This is a genomic window from Rhizobium sp. 18055 (assembly GCF_902706285.1).
GTDB lineage: Bacteria > Pseudomonadota > Alphaproteobacteria > Rhizobiales > Rhizobiaceae > Rhizobium.
Genome location: NZ_CACSKD010000421.1, coordinates 1 through 403 on the forward strand (window position 1 = coordinate 1; position 403 = coordinate 403).

The following is a 403-nucleotide window of genomic DNA, read 5'->3' on the forward strand; positions in this document are numbered from 1 at the left end:
GCCGAGAGCACGGTCCACTTCACGATCACGATGCCGTAGCGCTTGTAGCGCGGCTGCCCGGTGCCCATGTAGAACACGAAGCACACCACCGCCAGGAGCAGCAGGAAGAAGAACAGCCCGCGGAACAGCAGCATCGCCGCCGCCTCACCAGGCCTGGGCGGGCATGGCGAAGCCCTTGGGCGCCTGCCGCTCGCTCTCGAAGGTCGCGATCTCCCATGCGTCTTCATGGGCCAGCAGTTCGCGCAGCAGCAGGTTGTTCATCGCATGGCCCGACCGGAAGGCGCTGTAGGCCGCGAGCAGCGGCCGGCCGACGATGTAGAGATCGCCGATGGCGTCGAGGATCTTGTGCTTCACGAACTCGTCGTCGTAGCGCAGGCCGTCGGCGTTCAGCACCTTGTAGTCG

At 65.8% G+C, this 403-nt stretch carries 1 protein-coding gene; it reads right to left on the minus strand.

Annotated features, from left to right (window positions below; genetic code table 11):
* Window positions 1-144: 144 nt before the first annotated feature.
* Window positions 145-403, minus strand: a 259-nt coding sequence (locus GVL52_RS32520) for a UDP-3-O-acyl-N-acetylglucosamine deacetylase (RefSeq protein ID WP_200848055.1), incomplete at its 5' end; no start/stop codon positions are given.